Origin of the sequence: Actinomycetospora rhizophila (assembly GCF_042657905.1) — a bacterium.
Taxonomy (GTDB): Bacteria; Actinomycetota; Actinomycetes; order Mycobacteriales; family Pseudonocardiaceae; genus Actinomycetospora; species Actinomycetospora rhizophila.
Map to the genome: position 1 here is coordinate 466,565 of NZ_JBHSKG010000002.1, position 14,151 is coordinate 480,715.

The 14,151-nt window shown below is 76.6% G+C and carries 10 protein-coding genes and 1 pseudogene; 2 read left to right on the forward strand and 9 right to left on the reverse strand.

Going from position 1 to position 14,151, the window contains the following annotated elements:
• Positions 1–29: 29 nt before the first annotated feature.
• Both ACFPK1_RS06075 and ACFPK1_RS06080 read right to left on the reverse strand, forming a co-directional pair.
• Positions 30–1,244, reverse strand: coding sequence for a GAF domain-containing sensor histidine kinase (locus ACFPK1_RS06075; RefSeq protein ID WP_378019997.1), 1,215 nt, complete (start codon positions 1,242–1,244; stop codon positions 30–32).
• Positions 1,241–1,903 (reverse strand): response regulator, encoded by a 663-nt coding sequence (locus tag ACFPK1_RS06080; protein ID WP_378019998.1) that lies wholly within the window; start codon positions 1,901–1,903, stop codon positions 1,241–1,243. Before ACFPK1_RS06080 ends, ACFPK1_RS06075 begins: the two co-directional genes overlap by 4 nt.
• A gap of 135 nt (positions 1,904–2,038) precedes the next feature.
• Here ACFPK1_RS06080 and ACFPK1_RS06085 point away from each other — a divergent pair, with 135 nt between their 5' ends.
• Together ACFPK1_RS06085 and ACFPK1_RS06090 are read left to right on the forward strand one after the other, a co-directional pair.
• Positions 2,039–2,983: a phosphoribulokinase gene (locus ACFPK1_RS06085; RefSeq protein ID WP_378019999.1), complete on the forward strand. Its 945-nt coding sequence runs from the start codon at positions 2,039–2,041 to the stop codon at positions 2,981–2,983.
• Positions 2,984–3,009: 26 nt separating this feature from the next.
• Positions 3,010–3,510: pseudogene (locus ACFPK1_RS06090) on the forward strand (HAD family hydrolase); the annotation flags it as partial.
• A 317-nt stretch (positions 3,511–3,827) separates the two neighbouring features.
• Here ACFPK1_RS06090 and ACFPK1_RS06095 read toward each other — a convergent pair.
• The 7 genes from ACFPK1_RS06095 to ACFPK1_RS06125 form a co-directional block, all read right to left on the reverse strand.
• Positions 3,828–5,237: an Hsp70 family protein gene (locus tag ACFPK1_RS06095; protein ID WP_378020000.1), complete on the reverse strand. Its 1,410-nt coding sequence runs from the start codon at positions 5,235–5,237 to the stop codon at positions 3,828–3,830.
• 105 nt (positions 5,238–5,342) lie between these two features.
• The gene (locus ACFPK1_RS06100) at positions 5,343–6,560 is read right to left on the reverse strand and encodes a heparan-alpha-glucosaminide N-acetyltransferase domain-containing protein (protein ID WP_378020001.1); all 1,218 of its coding nucleotides are present in this window, start codon (positions 6,558–6,560) and stop codon (positions 5,343–5,345) included.
• On the reverse strand, positions 6,557–7,924 hold the full coding sequence (locus tag ACFPK1_RS06105) for a M1 family aminopeptidase (RefSeq protein ID WP_378020002.1): 1,368 nt from the start codon (positions 7,922–7,924) through the stop codon (positions 6,557–6,559). Before ACFPK1_RS06105 ends, ACFPK1_RS06100 begins: the two co-directional genes overlap by 4 nt.
• Positions 7,921–8,535 (reverse strand): BPL-N domain-containing protein, encoded by a 615-nt coding sequence (locus tag ACFPK1_RS06110; RefSeq protein WP_378020003.1) that lies wholly within the window; start codon positions 8,533–8,535, stop codon positions 7,921–7,923. The genes ACFPK1_RS06105 and ACFPK1_RS06110 overlap by 4 nt, the downstream gene beginning before the upstream one ends.
• Positions 8,532–9,362: a dimethylarginine dimethylaminohydrolase family protein gene (locus ACFPK1_RS06115; protein WP_378020004.1), complete on the reverse strand. Its 831-nt coding sequence runs from the start codon at positions 9,360–9,362 to the stop codon at positions 8,532–8,534. Before ACFPK1_RS06115 ends, ACFPK1_RS06110 begins: the two co-directional genes overlap by 4 nt.
• A 16-nt stretch (positions 9,363–9,378) precedes the next feature.
• Complete coding sequence (locus ACFPK1_RS06120) at positions 9,379–13,350, reverse strand: Pls/PosA family non-ribosomal peptide synthetase (protein ID WP_378020005.1); 3,972 nt, start codon at positions 13,348–13,350, stop codon at positions 9,379–9,381.
• Between the two features lie 197 nt (positions 13,351–13,547).
• Complete coding sequence (locus ACFPK1_RS06125) at positions 13,548–14,108, reverse strand: DUF1707 SHOCT-like domain-containing protein (RefSeq protein WP_378020006.1); 561 nt, start codon at positions 14,106–14,108, stop codon at positions 13,548–13,550.
• Positions 14,109–14,151 lie beyond the last annotated feature (43 nt).

Genomic DNA, 14,151 nt, shown 5'->3' on the forward strand with positions numbered 1-14,151 from the left:
GGGTGCGGGGCCGACCGTGCGCAGGACAATCAAGTGTTCCCGGCGGACTCTTCGTCGTTCGGCTGAGTGTCGAGCGGGACGGTGACGGTCACCGTCGTCCCGGTGCCGGGCCGCGAGATCACGCGCACGGAACCGCCGACGAGCTCCGCGCGCTCCCGGACCGAGGCGAGGCCGTAGCCCCGGGACCCGGCGGCCGGGTCGAATCCCCCGCCGTCGTCGGCCAGCGTCAGCGCCACCCCGTCCGGCGACGACTCGAGGCGCACGGTGACCTCCTCGGCGTCGGCGTGCTTGAGGACGTTCTGCAGGGCCTCCTGGGCGATCCGGTACAGCGCGACCTCGACGTGCTCGGGCAGCCGGCGGTCGTCGAGGTCGAGGACGACGCGCACGTCGGGCAGCCCGCGGGCCAGCGCGGCGAGCGCGCCCGCGAGCCCGAGGTCGTCGAGCACCGGCGGGCGCAGGGCCCCGATCGCCGCGCGGGCCTCGTCGAGGGTGGTGACCACGAGGTCACAGGCGGTGGTGAGGTCGGCCTGCGCGGCCTGCGCCTCGGCCCGGTCGAGGAACGTGCGCACCGCGTCGAGGTGGAACGACAGCGTCACCAGGCGCTGGGAGATCCCGTCGTGGATGTCGCGGGCCAGGCGCTGCCGCTCGGCCTCCTGCGCGGCCACCATCTGCTCGGCGAACCGCCCGTGCGCCTCCTCGCGGGCCGCGAGCCGCCGGTGCGTGCGGGCCTGGTGCACCGCGCCCGCGACGAGCCGGCCGATCGTGCGCAGCAGCCGCACGTCGCGGTCGTCGAACTCGCGGCGCGCGACGGTGTGCACGTTGAGCACCCCGACCAGCCCCGCCGGCTCGCTCTCCATCGGCACCGACACCATCGACGTGTACGCCTCGCCGCGCAGCCCCGGGATCGCGACGTAGCGCGGGTCGTCCTGCTTGTCGGCGGGGATCACGACCGGCTCGCGGTGGCTCGCGACCCAGCCCGTCACCCCGGTGCCCAGCGGCAGCCGGACCGCACCGACCTGGGCGTCGAACGGTGGCGTCGCCCCGGCCAGGGTCAGCGAGGGCTCGGCGTCGTCGAGCACGTGCACGAAGCAGACGTCGGTGGCGGTGGCCTCGGTGATCACGTGCGCGACGGCGGCGGCGAGCGGCTCGACGCCGGGTCCGCTCGTCGCGGCCTCGATGATCGCGAGCAGGACGGCGTTCTCGCGCTCGGGATCGGCGAGGCCCAGGCCCCGGGGCGCCGTCACCGGAACACCCCCTCGCGCAGCGCCGCCGCCACGGCCGCCGTGCGGTCGGGCACCGAGAGCTTGCGCAGCAGCGCGCGCACGTGGCTCTTCACCGTCTCGTCGCCGATGACGAGCTCGGCGGCGATCGCGCGGTTGCTGTGCCCGGCGACGAGCAGCGCGAGCACCTCGCTCTCGCGCTGCGTGAGCCCCAGGTGCGCGCCCGGCCAGAACTCGTCGCGCTCGAGGCGGGCGGCCGACGCCGCTGCGCGTCCGGCCATCGTCGCGTCGACGACCGTCGTGCCGGACGCGGCGAGCTCGAGGTGGCGCACGAGCTCCTCGCCGCCGATGTGCTTGAGCAGGTAGCCGGCCGCCCCGGCCCGCAGCGCCTGGTAGAGGTACTGCTCGTCGTCGTACACCGACAGCAGCACGACCTTCTGGCCCGGCGCGCGCTCGGCGAGGCTGCGGCACAGGTCGAGGCCGCTGTCGCCGCGCAGGCGCACGTCGCACAGCACGATGTCGGGTGCGAGGGACACCGCGACGTCGAGGGCCTCGCGGGCGCTGTTGGCGCTGCCGACCACGCGGACCCGCCCCGAGAAGGGCGCGAGCATGGCCTTGAGCCCGGCGACCACCATCTCGTGGTCGTCGACGAGGACCACGCGCAGCGGTGCGGACCCCGTCATCCTGCTCACCCTAGGCACTGATCTGTCTCGATGGTCGAGCTCCGCAGGCTTCGTCTCCCCCGTCGGACCCCCCGTGACGGGGGAGCACACGCCGGGCGCCGCTGCCTAGCGTCGGGGCCGTCGAAGGGAGACCTCGTGCCCGACAAGTCCCTGCGCATCCGGCGTGCCGGTGGTGCGCCCCCGGTCCGCCGTCCGGTGATGCTCGCGATCGCCGGGGACAGCGCGGCCGGCAAGACGACGATGACGAAGGGGTTGGTGGAGGCTCTCGGGCCCGAGCGGTGCGTGTCGCTGTGCACCGACGACTACCACCGCTACGACCGGGAGGAGCGCAAGGAGCTGCCGTTCACCGCGCTCCACCCCGACTGCAACCACCTCGAGATCATGGAGCAGCACCTGCAGCTGCTCGCGACGGGTTCCCCGGTGCTCAAGCCGGTCTACGACCACGGCACCGGGCAGCTCGTGCGCCCGGAGCTGGTCGAGCCGGCGGAGTTCGTCATCGTCGAGGGGCTCTTCCCGCTGTGGAGCAAGCTCTCGCGGGCCTGCTTCGACGTCACCGTCTTCCTCGACCCGCCCGAGGAGATCCGCCGCGGGTGGAAGGTCGCGCGCGACACCAGCAAGCGCGGCTACACCGAGGAGAAGGTGCTCGCCGAGCTGGAGCGTCGCGAGCCCGAGTCCGAGGCCCACATCCGCCCGCAGCGGGGCAACGCCGACCTCGTCGTGCGGTTCGCGCCGATCGAGGGCCGCAACGATCCGCCGGACACGCCGCTGTCGGCGACGATGATGATGCGCCCGACGATCGACCACCCCGACCTCACCGAGGCCCTGCAGCCCGGGCTCTCGCGCGCCATGCACCTCAAGCTCGAGCGCGACCCCGACGGCCGGCCGGTCGAGTCGCTGCACGTGCACGGCTACGTGCCGCGCGAGGAGAGCATCGCGGTGGAGAAGGCGATCTGGACCTCGCTCGGGTCGCCCGACACCGAGACCCCCGAGTGCCTCGGGCGCCTCGGCGACGCGCGCAGCGAACCGCTCGCCATCGCCCAGCTGCTGCTGCTCTACCACCTGATGGAGGCGGCGCGGTGAGGACGGCGGAGCTCCCGGACGCGGTGGTGTTCGACGTCGACGGCACCCTCGCCGACACCGAGCGCGACGGGCACCGGATCGCGTTCAACGACGCGTTCGCCGCGCACGGGATCGACCTCGCGTGGGACGTCGCGCGGTACGGGGAGCTGCTCGCGATCACCGGGGGGCGCCGGCGGGTCGCCGCGGCGCTGCGGGAGCGCGGGGTCGGGGACGCCGACGAGCTCGCGGCGCGCGTGCACCGGACGAAGACCGCGCTGTTCACCGAGGTGGTGCGCCGCGGTGAGATCGGTCCGCGCCCGGGGCTGCCGGCGCTCGTCGACGACCTGCGCGCGCACGGGGTGCGGATCGCCGTCGCGACGACGGGGCGGCGGGCGTGGGTGGAGCCGCTGCTCGCCCACCTGCTCGGCGAGGGCACCGCCGAGGTCGTGGTGTGCGGCGACGACGTGGCGGCGCTCAAGCCCGACCCTGAGGCCTACCGGCTCGCGCTCGCCCGCCTCGACGTCGACGCCGCGCGCACCGTGGCGGTCGAGGACTCGGGGCCAGGGCTGTGCGCGGCACTGGCGGCGGGGCTGGCGACGGTCGTGGTGACCAACGACTACACCGCCGACCACGACCTCACCGGGCCGCGATCGTGCGCGAGGCCTTCGACGCGCCGACCCTGCTCACCGCCGCCGAACTGGGTACCGCCCTCGTCCGCACCCCGCACGTGCGCGCCTTCTGAACCAGCCTGGCGGCCAGGCTGGCGTTCAGCGTCAGTTTCGCCGCCAGCTCGGCGTCGCCGAGATCGTGGTGGCTTTCCTGACGTTCAACGTCAGCGTGGCCGCCAGGCTGACACTCCCCACGGTCACCAGCTCGGGGCCGGGGCCGGGGCGGTGTCCCCGCCGTCGTCGCCGCCGTGGTCGGTGTCGCCGGAGTCCGTGTCGGTGCCGTGGGTGTCGGTGCCGTGGGTGTCGGTGCCGTGGGTGTCGGTGCCGTGGGTGTCGGTGTCGTGGGTGGTCGTCGTGCCGTGCGACCCACTGCCCTGGCTCGCACCCCGGTCCGGGGTCGTGGTGCTGCGCGGGCGGCGTGGGGTCTCGCGCGACCGCGGGGCGGTCGGCTCGGCGGTGCTCGCGACGGCCGCGGTGGCCGGTGCCGGGGCGCTCGTCGTGGTGGTCGTCGTGGTCGTCGTGGGCACCGGGGCGGACTCGGTGGTGACGACGGCCGGTGGGGCGGCCTGCGCGGGGCTCGCGGCCCCGACCAGGGCGTACGCGCCGCCCCCGACGCCGCCGAGCACGATCGCCGCGGCCGCCAGCGCGGCCACGAGACCCCGCCGGCGAGGGCTGCCCGGCGCCGGGGGAGGGGGCGGCAGGTGCACCGGGCCCGTCGCCGGGTCCTCGGCGACCGCCGGGCGGGGGCGGGGGACGGGAGCGGCCGCGACGGGAGCGAGCGAGGTCATCGCCTCGCTGCGCCGGGCCGCGAGGTGCGCCGCGCCCGCGGCGACCGCGTGCTCGGGCTCCGGGCCGGTCGCCACCGGGCGCCCCGTCTCGGCGCCCAGCACGGCGGCCGTCGACCCGATCCGCGTCGACCGGCCGACCAGCAGCACGCTCTCGAGCTCCGTCGCCGTGACCCCGGCCCCCGCCAGTGCCGAGCCCAGCACGTCGGCGACGGCCGGGTCGCCCTCCTCGCTGACCGGCGTGCCGGTCACCGCGAACGAGCCCGCCGCCCGCCGCAGCACGGTGGCCTCGACACGCCCGCCACCCAGCTCGACGACGGCGACCGGGGCGCCCTCTCCCACCGGGTGGTCGGCCGCGTGCGCGACGGCGGCGGCCACGGGCGCCGCCACGAGCTCGACGGCGCCGAGCCCGAGGGAGGCGGCCACGCCCGCGAGGGCGGCGCGCTCCTCGTCGCCCCAGGTCGCGGGGTGGGTCAGCACGATCGCGTCGGGCGCGCCGCCCTCGCGCTCGGCGGTGAGGTCGACGACCCGGCGCAGCAGCACCCCGAGCAGCGCGCCCGCGGCGAACGGCGCGCCGTCGAGCAGGAACGGTGCGGGGTCGGTGAGGCGGGCGCGGATGTCGCGGGCGACGCGGCCCGGCTCGGCGACGGCCGCGCGCACCGCGGCGTCACCGACGAGCGGGGCGCCCTCGGCGGGCCAGAGCAGCACCGACGGCATCGCCGCGCTGGACTCGCCCAGCAGGACGACGCCCGCCCGGCCGTCGCGGTGCACGGCGGCGGTGGTGATGGTGGCGCCGAGGTCGACACCGAGGTGGTAGGTCATCGTCGTCTCCGGCGGACGGGGCGGGCGGGACGATCACGAGCCTGACGCCGCCGCGCCGCCCGGGGAGGGGGGAAGACCCGACCCCGCCGGGGGAGGACCCGCTGATCAGCCCGGCGTCACCCACCGCGCCGCCCGGACGCCGGCCGCCGACGCGAGCGACTCCAGCGGCCCGCGCCCCGCGCTCGCCCGCCACGCGAGCCCGAGCAGCAGCACCGCGACGACCTGCAGCACGTACCCGGGCACCGGGTCGTAGACGTCGACCGGCGAGTTCAGGAACAGCACGTGCAGGGTGTAGAAGGTCAGCGTCATCGCCCCGGCGGCGGCCAGGGGTGCGTGCAGCACGGTGGCCACCGGGTGGCGCACCCGGTCGAGCAGCAGCAGCGCCCCGATCACGGCGAGCGCGATGCCCGTGGTGCGGGCGAGGTCGAGCGGGGTCGACGAGTGCGGGGTGTCGACGGCGAGCCACCACCACGTCGTCGTGGGGGTGGTGCCGTCGGGGCCGACCGTGAGGATCTCCTGCAGGTCCGCCGGGTCGAGCGCCGACGACGCCGCCGTGATCCGGGCGAGGCCGCCGCCGGGGCCGAGCAGCAGCGCCGACGCCCCGGACGCGGCCGCCGCCAGCGCGACCCCGCCCCCGGCGAGCCCGGCCGCGAGCCGGGGCGAGCGCAGGGGCGCGCGCCCGATCGCCAGGCCCACGGCCAGGTACGGCAGCCACGACAGCGCCGGGTAGGAGCCGGTGAGGAAGAGCTCGCGCAGCAGCTCGGCGGGGTCGGTGACCAGCCAGGACAGGGACGGGTTGTCCAGGTCCGGCGGGGGCAGGTGCCCGCGGACGAGGTGCGATCCGACCGGGATCGCGGCCGCCCCCAGCACCGCGCCGGCGAGGAGCACGCGCGTCGGCAGCAGCACCAGCGGGATCGCGAGCACGAACAGCACGGCGTAGTAGGCGAGGATCACCGTGGCGACCTCGGGGTCGGTGGCACCCCCGAGGGCCAGCCCCAGCAGCCCGATCACCACCGCCCGCGCGGTCAGCGACGCCGCCGCGCGCCGGGTGTCCACGGCGCCGCGCACCCGCGCCCGGCCGGTGAGGAACGCGATCCCCACGCCGGCGAGCACGGCGAACAGCGCCGCGGCGTTGCCGGTGGCGATCAGCCCGACCCAGGTCTCCTGGCCCTGCGCGTCGGTGACGTAGAGCGCGTGCACGGCCATCATCCCGAGCAGCGCGACCCCGCGGGCGGCGTCGACACCGAGGACGCGGCCCTGCGGCGGGGATGCCGCGGCGGGCGCGGCGTCCCGCCGGTGGGCGGCGGTGGGGGTGGCGGTCATCGGGCTCCTCCGGTCGGGGGCAGTGCCCCGGCGCGCGTGAGCGCGTCGGTCACCGCCGGCAGGTCGGCGAACGCGCGCGCGACGTCGTCGGGCGTCGCCACGCCGTGCGCGTTCGCGGCCACGTAGGCGCGCAGGGCGTCGTCGAAGCGGTCGGCGCCGGCCCGCTCGCGGGCGGCGAGCAGCACCGCGGCGCCCTGGACGTAGACGCCGGTGTTGTAGGGCCCGAAGCCGCGCTCGGCCCAGGCGGACATGGGGTCGCCCAGGTCGTCGCGGTCCTCGTCGACCACGTAGCTCTCCTCGGTCCCGGTGACCCGGGCCTGCGCGTAGGTCGTGAACGCCTCGTCGAGCCACGGATCGCGGCCCTGGTCGTTGCCGACGAGCCCGTAGAACCACTGGTGGGCGAGCTCGTGGGCGACGAGCCCGCGCAGCTCGTCCGGGGCGGTGTCGCCGAACTGCAGCGCGCCCGGGTACTCGATGCCCGACGACTGCGACGGCGCGATCGCCACCCACAGGTCGGGCTGCGGCATCGGGCCGAGGAGGTCCTCGAGCCGCCCGAGCGACGCGTCGATCTCGTCGGCCCAGCGCTGCGGGGGCACGCGGGTGCCCGCGACCGGCGTGAACAGGTGCAGCCGGGTGCCCCCGGCGACCTCGCGCTCGAGCACCTCGTAGGCGCCGACCGCGACCGACACGTCCCGGACGCCGTCGGCGCGGAACGTGTGCGTGGTGGTGCCCGGACGCGGGCCCGGCGCGGTGCCCTCGGCACGGCCGACCCCGGAGACCGCGGCACCCTCGGCGGCGGTGACGCGCAGCGCGTCGAGGCGGAACTCCTCGCTGACGGCGGTCTCGCCGGGGATCCGGACGGCGTCGTCGCGGACCCAGCCCTGCCCGCGCACCCAGGCGAGCATCGGGAACCCGGACCCGAACCACGCGGTGCCGGCGGAGGTCCCGAGGCGCTCGTCGGCGTCCCGGCCGAGGCGCAGCGCGAAGCCCAGCTCGGCGCGCACGGGCGTGCCCGCCTCGACGCACGACGCCAGGGGCAGCTCGACCAGCGTCCCGGCGCCGCCGCCCGGCCGGACGACCGGCGCGGTGGGGCGGCCGTCGACCGCGGCGTCGGTGACCGACAGCGCGTTGCCCTCCGACGCCGGCGACGGCGCGTTGGGCCAGGCGCGGAACACGAGCTCGCAGATCCGCCGGTCGGGCGTGAACGTCACCGACTCGCGGCCGGTGGCGCCGGACAGGTCGGGGGCGAGGTCGTAGGACAGGTCGACCGACGGGCGCTCGGGCCACGGCGCGGCCTGGGCGGGCGGGGTGGCGCACCCGGCGAGGGCCAGCAGGACGGCGAGGCCGAGCAGCAGGGCCCTCACGACAGGGTCCTGACGATCAGGTCGCGGGCCAGGTCGCGGGCGTCGGTGACCGGCAGGCCGACATCGGTGAACCAGTCGGTGGTCGCCTCGGGGTGCGGCCCGACGACGCCGACGCGCCCGGCGCCGTACGGGGCCACGACCGCCGCGGCCTGCCCGTCGGGGTAGCGCGCCAGCACGTCGGCGCGCCCGTCGACCAGCAGCGCCGCCGGGTCCTGCGCGAACACCGCGCGCCGCGTCCCGCCCCAGTCGACCTCGATCACGGTGTCGTCCTCGGTGTCGAGGGCCTGGTCGGTGTCGCCGGGCAGCAGCCCGAACCCGGGTGTCGAACCGGCGAGGTAGGCGCCGAGGCAGAACCCGACGTAGTGCCCGCCGTCGCCGACGAAGCGGCGCACGGCGCGGCGGTGCCGGCGCATCCGGCGCCACCCCTGCCGCAGGGTGCCGCCGCCCGGCTGGGCGTACAGCGTCGCGCCGGCCAGCACGTCGTCGGTGAGCGCCAGGTCCTCGTCCGGGCCGACGTAGCGCACGTCGAGCCCGGACGCGGCCACCACGGACGCGACCGCCTCGGGGCAGCCGGGCAGGCTCGCCGGGCCCCGGTACACGAGCGCCGTCACGCGGCCACCGCCGTCCGGGTCCCCGGCACGTCCAGCGTCAGGGCCGTGCACCGCACACCACCGCCGCTGCGCGCCAGCTGCTCGGTGGCGAGCTCGGTGACGGTCAGACCGTGCGCGCGCAGCGCGGCGGCCAGGCGCGGGGCGCCGCGGGTCATGGTGACGTGGCGGCCGTCGCCGACGAGGTTCAGCGCGAACGCCCGGGCCTCGGCGAGGTCCACCTCGACGAGCGTGAACCCGCGTCGGCGCAGCCCGCGCACGCGCGCACGGCTGGGCTCGTCCAGCGCCTCGGGGCACCAGGCGAGCAGGCCGTCGGGGTCGGGCACGCCGACGGCGAGGTCGAGGTCGTAGAACTCCGGCGAGACGGTGCGCAGCGGCACCACCTCGTGGTCGAGGCGCTCGGCGAGGACCCCGAGCATGCGCGGGTCGGTGCGCTGCCCGGTCGCCGCGAGCAGCAGGTCGTCGCGCAGGGCGAGGGCGTCGCCCTGCCCGCTGAACGCGTACGGGGCGTCCTCGGCGACGACACCGCGGGCCGCGAGCCAGGCCCGGACGTGCGCGATCTCGCCGGCGCGGGCCGCGGGCGGGCGGCCGAGCACGGCGCGGTCGCCGCGGACCAGGGCGGCGTTCGCGGTGAACACCATGTCGCTCTCGCCGGGCGCGCTCGCCAGGTGCTCGACGGTGCGCCCGGCCGCCGCGTGGGCGGCGACCAGCGCGTCGTGCTCGGCGCGCGCCGCGGCGGGATCGGGCTGGCGGGCGCGGTCCATGTACGGGTTGATCTCGTCCTCGACCCGGAAGTGGCGGGTGTCGGACACGAGCAGGTGCTGGTGCACGGGGTCCTTCCGGGGATCAGGGCGTGGGCTCGGCGACGCCGCGGGCGGGGATGCCGCGCCAGCGGCCGCCCTCGCCGAGCTCCTCGCCCTTCATCAGCAGCGAGAGCCGGTCGAGGTCGACGTCCGCCCCGACCGTGGCGTCGTAGAGCACCACCGACCGGGCGCCGACGGTCGCGCCGGGCGCCACGCGGACCGTCGACATCTTCATGACGCGGTCCTCGAACAGGTGGGTCTGCAGCGAGACCCCGGGGCCGACGGCGGCGTCGTCGCCGATCTCGACGAGGTCGAACTCGGTGAGGTACGTCGTCGCGATCCAGGTGCGCCGCCCGATGCGCGCGCCGAAGCGGCGCAGGGCGACCGGCAGGAACGGGGTGCCCGTGAGCATCCCGAGCAGCGTCGGCACCGCGGCCGCCTCGTAGAGCCCGGTGACGAGCTCGGTCCGCCGGACGAACGGGTCCCACAGCGGCGCGACCCGGGGCCGGTAGGTGCCGGCGACGTGGCGCTTGACCGCCACCACGTAGGCGACGACCGCGGTGCTCGCCGCCAGCGCGATCAGGGGCGCGACGAGGGCGACCGGCAGCAGGTCGCGGCCGCGGGCGACCAGCGACAGGGCCAGCAGGTACAGGTAGAGCCCGATGCCGAGCAGCGACGCGGGCAGCGTGGCCCGGACGAACTCGACGGCGAGGCGCTGGCGCACCCGCCGCCGGCCCGGGCGGACCGTGTCCTCCTCGGCGAAGTCGCCGGAGTCCTGCCGCTGGGGCAGGTGCATCGCGGGCGAGCCCAGCCAGGACGAGTCGTCGGGGACGCCCTCGGGCGGAGGCACGGTGTGCACGCCGACCAGCGACCCGTCGCCGGTCCCGACGCCGGACGGGACGAGGGCGGCGTTGCCGACGAACGCGCGGTCGCCCACGCGGGTCGGGCGCAGCAGCATCCGGCCGTCGGCGTAGGTGGCGGCGCCGACGCTCGCCATGTCGGCGACGAAGCTGTGGTCGCCGAGCGTGAGCAGGTCGGGGTCGAGGTGGGCGGCCGTCGAGACCTCCGCGCCGTCCCCCACCTTCGCGCCGAGCAGCCGCAGCCACGGCACGGTGTAGAGCGTCGCGTAGAGCGTGTTGGTGAACGCGAGGCTGTAGGCCAGCAGCGCGTCGGCGACCCACTTGCGCAGCCCGAGCGGCGAGCGCACCGGGTGGATGCCGACGGGCGTGCGGGGCAGCACGAGGCGGCGTCCGAGGGCGACCACGCCGCACACCGTCAGCACGAACACCGGCCCGGCGACGAGCGTCGCGGCGAGCCCGGCGAGCACGCCCGCGGCGAGCAGCGCACCCCACACGACCAGCACCGACGGCACGACCATGAGCACCGCGGCGAGCTCGAGGCCGACCAGCCCGGCCAGCGCGCCCGGCAGGTGGCGCGCCTTCCAGCCCGGCAGCGGGCCGGCCGCGCGCATCGCCGCGAGCGCGGCGTCCTGGCCGGTGACCTCCTGGGGCGGCGAGCCGGCCCACGTCGTGTCCGGCGGGACGACCTCGTCGCGCCCGAGCGCGGACTGCTCGGCGAGCATCCCGCGCTCGGCGATGCGGCTGCCGGGGGAGAGCACGCTGTTCGCGCCGGCGACCGCGCGGCGATCGAGGTGCACGGGGCCGACGACGACCCAGCCGTCCTCGACCGCCCACGCGTGCAGCACCGCGCCGTAGCCCACGGCGACGTCGTCGTCGAGGTGCAGCAGGCGGGGCAGGGTGATGTCGCTGGCCGCGACGTGGACGCGGCGCCCGACGCGGGCGCCGAGCAGGCGCAGGTAGGGCGCGAGGAACGGCGACCCGGCGAGCACCGGCAGCGGCGCCTGGCGCAGGACGAGGTCGAGGGTCCACAGGCGCAGGTAGGTGGGCCCCCAGAGCCGGTAGCGGCCGGGGCGCAGGCCCGCGGCCAGCGGGCGGGCGAGCAGCACGGGCAGGACCCAGCGCACGCCGAGCCACGCCGCGGCGCCGGCCGCGAGGACCTGCGCGAGCACGCCCGTCGACACCGTGCCGTCGTTGGCCGTGTACACCCAGCTCAGCGGCAGCGTGACCGCGAGCAGCAGCAGGTAGATCAGGACGGCCTGGGCCGCGCCGGCCGCGGCCACCCGGCGTCCGGAGTGGCGGATCGGTCCGGGGCGGGCGGCGGCCGCGGTCGCCTCGCCGGCGCCGGCGCTCGCGAGGTGGGCGGCGAGGGCGCGCACGCTCGGGTGGGCGTAGAGGTCGCGGACGGCGACACCCCCGCCCGCCCTGCCGCCGACCCCGCGCTCGCGCATCAGCGTCACGGTGGTGGCGGCGAGCAGGGAGTGTCCGCCGAGGTCGTCGAAGAAGTCGGCCTCGACCGAGAGCTCGGCGGCCGGGATGCCGGTGGCCTCGGCCCAGATCGCGGCGAGGTCCTCCTCGAGCTCGCCCACGGGCGCCACGACGGGCCCGGTGGCCGCGACCAGGCGCCGGCCCGCGGGCGGCGGGAGCGCGGAGCGATCGACCTTGCCGCTGGCCTGCGTCGGCAGCGTCGCGAGGAGGTCGAGGGTCGTCGGGATCATGTAGGCGGGCAGGCGGTCGCGGGTGAGCTCGGTGAGGCGGGCGGCCAGGGCCTCCTCGGTGTCGTCGCTGACGACGTAGGCCGCGAGGTCGCCCTCGTGCAGGGCCACCACCGCGCTGCCGACGCCCGGGTCGGCGAGCAGCACGCTCTCGATCTCGCCGAGGTCGACGCGGTGCCCGCGGACCTTGACCTCGGCGTCCGCGCGGCCCAGGTACTCGACCTCGCCGTCGGCGGTCCAGCGGCCCAGGTCGCCGGTGCGGTAGACGGTGGCGCCGCCGGCGGGGTGGGCGACGAACTTCTCGGCGGTCTTCTCGGGCATCCCGACGTAGCCGCGGGCGACGCCCGGCCCGGCGAGGGCGATCTCGCCGACCTCGCCGGGGGCGACCTGGCGGTACCCGGTGCCGTCGGGGTCGAGGAGCTCGACGCCGTAGGTCGGCAGCGGGCGCCCGATCGTCACCGGCCGGCCCGGCACCAGCTCGCACCAGGTGGCGGTGACGGTGGCCTCGGTGGGGCCGTAGGTGTTGAGCATCCGGCGCCCGGGGCGCGCCCAGCGCTCGACGATCTCGGCGGGGCAGGCCTCGCCGCCCACGAGGACGCTGCGCACGCCGGGCAGGTCGCGGGGGATCGTCGCGAGCAGCGTGGGGACGGCGTAGAGGACGCTGACGCGGGCGCGCTCGAGGTGGTCGGCGAGGTCGGCGCCGAGACGGCGCTCGTCGTTCGGGCCGATCACCAGCGTGGCGCCGACCGCCCACGTCGGCCAGATCTCCTCGATCGAGAAGTCGAAGGAGACGGTCATGCCCTGGTGCACCCGGTCGTCGGGGCGGACGTCGTAGACGGTGGGCACGACGGCGACGAAGTTGGTGATGCTCGACTGCGCGACCTCGACGCCCTTGGGGCGCCCGCTCGAGCCGGAGGTGTAGATGACGTACGCGGCGGGGTCGTCGTCCCCGGGCGGGCCGCGGCCGTCGGGACGCCGCATCGACGCGCGGTCGATCATGGCGGCCTCGGCGTCGACGGCGATCCAGGGGCGCTCGAGGGGCGTCCGGCTGAGCGCGTCGGAGGTCAGCACCAGGTCGACGTCGGCGTCCTCGAGCACGTAACCGACGCGGTCGGCGGGCGACTCGGGGTCGATCGGGACGAACGCGGCGCCGGCCTTGAGGGTGGCGAGCAGCGCGACGTAGGTCTCCGGCGAGCGCTCGAGGAACAGCGCGACCCGGCCGCCGGGGCGCACGCCGCGGTCGTGCAGGACGTGCGCGAGCTGGTTCGCGCGGGCGTCGAGGTCGGCGTAGCTCGTCGGCCGCCCCTCGTGCTCGATCGCGGTGGCCTCGGGGGAAAGGTCGGCGGTGCGCTCGAAGACGTGCTCGAGGCGGGCCTCGCGGACGCGTTGCGGCCCGACCGGGGTCGGGAGCTCCTGTGTGGCCCCTGTCGCGCTGCCGATCACCGGCGTCCCTCCCTCGGCCCGGGCGATCGGTGGCGTGGTGGTGCTCGGCCGCGGGCCAACCCCACCGGTACCTCGTGGGCTCCGACTGCGAAACGCGACCGGGGAGGACCGTCGACCACGTCACAGACGGGTAACGTCACCACGCAGTGTGATCGTGGTGGGCGCTCCGTGACCGATTTCGGTCACGATGGGGTGACCTACTCGTAGAACCAGGCCCCGCGGGTCTTGAACGTCCCCATGCCGATCGAGCCGGTGACCAGGATCGTCGGGCGACCCGGCGCCGCCTGCGCCTGGTGGCGGTTCTTCACCGTGCCCCAGGCCGAGCGCAGCTCGTCGGTGTCCACCGACCAGCCCTCGGGTAGCACCAGCACGACGCTGCCCATCCCGCCCTTGATCTCGAGGTCGATGCGCGGCAGCGACGTCGAGACCTCGCGGAAGTCGAGCTTGACGTCCGACATCGCCGCCTCGGCGACGATGCGCGACGGCACCCGCCAGGCCCCCGTGCGCTTCTCGCTCGACCAGCCCGCGGTGATGACCAGGGGCTTCTCGTCGGTCGTCGCGACCCGTCGTTCCCAGGGGAGCGTCGCCGGGAGGTCGGCGACGAGGGGCTCGAGCTCGGCGTACGTCCGCGCCGCGTAGACCTGCGCGAGGCGCTCGTCGACCTCGGTGAGCTCGAGGCGGCCCTCGCCGAGCGCGGTACGGAGGATCTCGGCGACGGCCTCCCGGTCGGCGTCGCCCGCCTTGAGGTCACCGGTCATACCGGACAATCTAGACGTCTCCCGCCCCGTCGTCCGGGGCGCG

Excerpts from the sequence above, each read along its gene's own strand:
- ACFPK1_RS06095 (WP_378020000.1), bottom strand. The coding sequence starts at position 5,237 with ATGACCTACCACCTCGGTGTCGACCTCGGCGCCACCATCACCACCGCC.
- ACFPK1_RS06125 (WP_378020006.1), bottom strand. The coding sequence starts at position 14,108 with ATGACCGGTGACCTCAAGGCGGGCGACGCCGACCGGGAGGCCGTCGCC.
- ACFPK1_RS06100 (WP_378020001.1), bottom strand. The coding sequence starts at position 6,560 with ATGACCGCCACCCCCACCGCCGCCCACCGGCGGGACGCCGCGCCCGCC.
- ACFPK1_RS06080 (WP_378019998.1), bottom strand. The coding sequence starts at position 1,903 with ATGACGGGGTCCGCACCGCTGCGCGTGGTCCTCGTCGACGACCACGAG.